Origin of the sequence: Amycolatopsis rhizosphaerae, assembly GCF_007713715.1 — a bacterium.
Lineage (GTDB): Bacteria > Actinomycetota > Actinomycetes > Mycobacteriales > Pseudonocardiaceae > Amycolatopsis_E > Amycolatopsis_E rhizosphaerae.
Window position 1 is genome coordinate 1 of the sequence record NZ_VJWX01000516.1, and the last position, 5,063, is coordinate 5,063.

At 70.3% G+C, this 5,063-nt stretch carries 5 protein-coding genes; 2 read left to right on the forward strand and 3 right to left on the reverse strand.

The window, feature by feature from the left end:
* On the reverse strand, positions 1–416 hold a 416-nt coding region (locus tag FNH05_RS31995), incomplete at its 3' end, for an ATP-binding cassette domain-containing protein (protein WP_144592581.1).
* 110 nt (positions 417–526) lie between these two features.
* Positions 527–1,702 (reverse strand): NAD(P)-dependent malic enzyme, encoded by a 1,176-nt coding sequence (locus FNH05_RS32000; RefSeq protein ID WP_144592585.1) that lies wholly within the window; start codon positions 1,700–1,702, stop codon positions 527–529.
* Positions 1,703–2,061: 359 nt separating this feature from the next.
* Here FNH05_RS32000 and FNH05_RS32005 point away from each other — a divergent pair, with 359 nt between their 5' ends.
* Positions 2,062–2,679, forward strand: coding sequence for a dTDP-4-dehydrorhamnose 3,5-epimerase family protein (locus FNH05_RS32005; protein ID WP_144592582.1), 618 nt, complete (start codon positions 2,062–2,064; stop codon positions 2,677–2,679).
* A 69-nt stretch (positions 2,680–2,748) separates the two neighbouring features.
* On the opposite strand, the gene FNH05_RS32010 is transcribed toward FNH05_RS32005, so the two are convergent.
* Positions 2,749–4,365 (reverse strand): GMC oxidoreductase, encoded by a 1,617-nt coding sequence (locus FNH05_RS32010; protein WP_144592583.1) that lies wholly within the window; start codon positions 4,363–4,365, stop codon positions 2,749–2,751.
* A gap of 130 nt (positions 4,366–4,495) precedes the next feature.
* Between FNH05_RS32010 and FNH05_RS32015 the strand changes: the two genes are divergently transcribed.
* The coding region (locus tag FNH05_RS32015) for an acid phosphatase (RefSeq protein ID WP_144592584.1) at positions 4,496–5,063 on the forward strand (568 nt) is incomplete at its 3' end.

The window sequence follows — 5,063 nt, forward strand, 5'->3', positions numbered from 1 at the left end:
CCCGACAACTGCGCCGGATAGCGCTTGCCCAGTTCGGCGGGCAGGCCGACGAGCTCCAGCAGTTCGGCGGCCCGGGCCCGTGCCCTGCGCCGGCCCCAGCCGGACAGCAGCGGCACGGTCGCCACGTTGTCGAGGACCGTGCGGTGCGGGAACAGCCCGGCCTGCTGGATCACGTACCCGATGCCGCGCCGCAGCGCCGGCGGATCGGATTCCCGGACGTCCCTGCCGTCCAGCAGCACCTGCCCGGAGGTCGGCTCGACCATCCGGTTGATCATGCGCAGCGAGGTCGTCTTCCCGCAGCCGGACGGGCCCACCAGCACCGTGATGCTGCCGTCCTCGACGGTCAGGTTCAGGTCGTCGACCGCGACCGTCCCGTCCGGGTACCGCTTGGTCACGCCCCGGAACTCGATCCCCACGCCGCCTCCCGCGCCCGTTCTCCCGTGATCACCTTAGCGCCGGCAGGCACTCCGGTGGGCTCACCGGAGCCCCCTTGTGGCCCCCCAGCGACACTGGGGGGCTCGCGGGATCAGGCCGTCACACCGTCGGCGATGGCGGCCTTCGCCACCGCGGCGGCCACCTCCGGGGCCACCCGCGGGTCGAGCGGGCTCGGCACGATGCGGTCGGGGCCCAGGTCGTCCTGTGCGACGGCGACGATCGCGTCCGCCGCCGCGAGCTTCATGTTCTCGGTGATCGCGCGGGCCCCGGCGTCCAGCGCACCGCGGAAGACGCCGGGGAAGGCCAGCACGTTGTTGATCTGGTTCGGGTAGTCGCTGCGCCCGGTGGCCACGATCGCGGCGTACTTGGCGGCCATCTCCGGCCGCACCTCCGGATCGGGGTTGGACAGCGCGAACACGATCGGGTCCTCGGCCATGGCGGCCAGCAGCGACTCGTCGAAGGTCGAGCCGGACAGCCCGAGGAACACGTCGGCGCCCTCCAGCGCCTCGGCCAGCCCGCCCCGCAGGCCCGCCGAGTTCGTCGTCTCGGCCAGCTTCTCCTTGACCGGGTTCAGGTTCTCCCGGCCGGAGTGGATGATGCCCCGCGAGTCCAGCATGGTGACGTCGGCCACGCCCGCCTCCTGCAGGATCCGGGCGCAGGCCACACCGGCGGCACCGGCACCGGAAACCACCACGCGCTGCTTGGAGATGTCGCGACCGAGGACAATGTTCGCCCCGCGCAGCGCGGCCAGCGTGACGATCGCCGTGCCGTGCTGGTCGTCGTGCATGACCGGGCAGTCCAGCGCCGCCTTGAGCTTGTCCTCCAGCTCGAAGCAGCGCGGCGCGGAAATGTCCTCGAGGTTCACCGCACCGTAGGACGGACGGAGCCGGACCAGCGTCTCCACGATCTCGTCCACGTCGGTGGTGTCGAGCACCAGCGGGATCGAGTCGAGCCCGCCGAAGGTCTTGAACAGGACGGACTTGCCCTCCATGACCGGCAGCGAGGCGCTCGCGCCGATGTCACCGAGCCCCAGCACGGCGGTCCCGTCGCTCACCACGACCACCAGCCGGTCCGCCCAGGTGTAGCGCTTCGCCAGCGCGGCGTCCTCCGCGATCGCCCGGCTGACCTTGGCCACGCCGGGCGTGTAGGCCACCGACAGATCGCGCGGCTGTGAGATCGGCCGGACGGCCGCGACGGACAGCTTGCCGCCCTCGTGGCCATGGAAGATCTCGTCGTCGGTCACCGGCGACGCGTCGTTGTCCTGCATCCCGTTCCCTGTCGTCGAATCGGAGGTCTGAGCGTAGGTCATTGTCGGATCCCTCTCCCGGGACTGCGAGCGGGGACACCGCGGCGTCCCCGAATCCCCAGTAACACAAACACTGGCTCCTGCTGCTCGGCAGCCCGGCGCGGTGGCGCCGCCTACCGGCCAGGCGTCCTGATCGGCCGTCCCAGCCCTTGGTGAGGCGACGGCGCGGACGCGGCGGTCCCCCCAGTGTGGCAGGCCGGGTCGGGGGTCTGACGCCCAGGTGCGGTTGACATCACAGAAACTGCTGGTCAAGGCCGTCTTCCCAAGACGTCCGTCCGGCTTGGGAAGTGACGCGGCCCGCCGCGGTTACCCTTACCGGCATGCAGGTGCGCGAGCTGGCGGTCCGGGACGCCTACGAATTCACCCCACGGAAGTTCCCCGATCACCGCGGCCTGTTCGTAGCTCCGTTCCAGGAGGCCGTGCTCACCCGGACGGTAGGTCACCCCCTGCGCCTGGGGCAGACCAACCACAGCGTGTCGCGGCGCGGCACGATCCGGGGCATCCACTTCGCCGACACTCCACCCGGCCAGGCGAAATACGTGTACTGCGCGCGAGGGGCGCTGCTGGACGTGGTCGTCGACCTCCGCCTGGGTTCGCCGACCTTCGGCCGCTGGGACGCGGTACACCTCGACGCCGTCGACTTCCGCGCCGTCTACCTCGCCGAGGGCCTCGGGCACGGCTTCGTCGCGCTGGAGGACGACACCGCGATGGCCTACCTGTGTTCGACCGGGTACAACCCGTCCGGGGAACACGGCATCACCCCGCTCGATCCCGCCCTCGGCCTGCCCTGGCCCGCGGACCTGCCCTTCACCCTGTCCGAAAAGGACATCGGGGCGCCCACGCTGGCCGAGGCCGAAGCGGCCGGGCTCCTCCCCCGCTACGAGGACTGCGTGGCCCACTACGAGGCGCTGCGCGCCTCCGGCTCCGTACCGGCCTGAAAAGCCGTGAGGGGTCCCCTCACGGTCGTATCGACTGTGAAGGGACCCCTCACGGCACCGCGCAGCCCGTCAGCGCAGGTCTTCGGCGAGGATCCGCTCGATGTTGCGTTCCGCGAGCGCGGTGATCGTGACGAACGGGTTCACCCCGGTGCTGCCCGGGATGAGGGAGCCGTCGGTCACGTAGAGGTTCCGGTAGCCCTTGACCCGGCCGTAGAGGTCGGTGGCCCTGCCCAGCACGAGGCCGCCCAGCGGGTGATAGGTGAACCGGTTCTCGAAGGCCCTGGTGTCGCCGAACAGGTCGTAGCGGTAGATCGTCCCGTTCGCCGCGTTGATCTTGTCGAACAGGTTCTTCGCCGCGTCGATCGACGGCTGTCCCTGCGAGATCTCCCACTGCAGCCGCGCCGAGTCACTGGCCGCGTCATAGGTGAAGTACCCCCGTTCGGGGTTGCGGGTGATCGCCAGGTAGAGGCTCGCCCAGGTCTCGACCCCCGCGGGCACCGGCGCGATCTCCGCGAACACCGGGTATCGCGGGTCGTTCCAGGCGTCGATGCCCAGTGCGGGCATGCCCGACTCCAGCGCCCCCGTGGTGTCCCACAGGTAGTTGGCGCGGCCGAGCATCACGTTGCCGTTGGTGCCCCAGCCCTGGCCGACCTCGTCGGACAGCTCCGGCAGCTTGCCGGTGTCGCGCGCCCGCACCAGCAGTTCGGTGGAGCCGAGGCTGCCCGCGCCGAGGAACAGGTACTTCGCGCCGAGCTGCTTGACCGCGAGCACGTTGCCGTCGGGGTCGCTCTGCCGGACGGTGAGCACCCAGGTGCCGTCCTGCTGGCGGATGATGTCGCGGACCTCGTGCAGGGTGCGGATGGTCACGTTGCCGGTGCCCAGCGCCGCCGCGAGGTAGCTCTTGTCCAGGGAGCGTTTCCCGTGGTTGTTGCCGTAGATGACCTCCGACGCCAGCGCCGAGCGTGGCACCTCCTTGGCCTCTTCCCGGCGCATGTAGTCGAAGTCGTAGACACTCGGCACGAAGGTCGTGGCCAGGCCGGCGTTGTGCGCGTGCTTCCGGGAGACGCGCGCGAACTGGTAGCTGTCGCAGCTTTCGAACCAGCCGGGGTCGATGTGGTTGACGCCCAGTCCCGCGTTGGCGCGCGGGAAGTAGGTGCCGTACATCTCGTCGGCGTCGACCGCGGGCAGGATCTGTTCGAAGTAGGACCGCTTCGGCACCACCGCCATCGCACCGTTGACCAGCGAGCCGCCCCCGACCCCGCGCCCGACGTAGACCGACATGTCGCCGAAGTGCACGCGGTCGAGCACACCGGCGTACGGGTCGATGTTCCGGTTCGCCAGGTCCAGCCACAGGAACGACGCCAGCGGGGCCTCGGTGCGCTTCTTGAACCACATGGCGCGCTTGTCCGGGCTGAGCATGCTCGGGAAGATCTTGCCGTCGGCCGCCGGTGTGTTCCACAGCTGACCCATTTCCAGCATGACCGTCGGAATGCCGGCCGCGCCGAGGCGCAGCGCGGTGACCGCGGCGCCGTAACCGGTACCGATCACCACCGCGGGCGAGAACTCGCTTTCCTGCTGGGCCGCGGCGGCGGTACCGGGCAGGGAGACGGTGGTGAGACCGACAGCCGCGGCCGAGCTGAAGGCGGCCGCGCCAAGGAAGCGCCTACGAGACAGGTGTCGAGACATGACGCGAACGATATTCGCGTTATTATACTCTTGTAAACGCCGTTAAGTAGCCCGATAGGGTGACGGTGGGTATCCCCACAGTCCGGCTTCGTCCCGCGGCCGCCGCCTGGGGGCGGGCTATATTCGCCGGGTGGACCACGAACTCTTCCTGCTGCGTCACGGCCAGACCGAGTGGTCCTCGAACGGGCGACACACCGGCCGCACCGACATCCCGCTCACCGCCGCCGGGGAGAACCAGGCGAGAGCGGCAGGCCTGACCCTGGGCGGGCTGCGCAAGGGGCCCGCACTGGTGCTGTCCAGCCCCCGCCACCGTGCCGTCCGCACCGCGGAACTGGCCGGACTGGTCGTCGACGAAACCACCGAAGACCTGGCCGAGTGGGACTACGGCGACTACGAGGGGCTCACCACTCCCCAGATCCGCGAGAACGCCCCCGACTGGACCGTGTGGTCCCAGCCGATCCCGGGCGGCGAAAGCGCCGAGCAGGTCACCGCGCGCGCCGACAAGGTGCTGCAGCGGGCCCGCGAAGCGCTGGTGGACACCGACGTGATCCTCGTCGGGCACGGGCATTTCGGCCGGGTGCTGATCGCCCGCTGGCTCGGCCTTCCCGCGGCCGGCGGCGTGCACTTCGGACTCGACCCGGCCGGGCTGGCAGTGCTCGGCGACGAACGCGGCGTGCCCAAGATCCAACACCTCAACC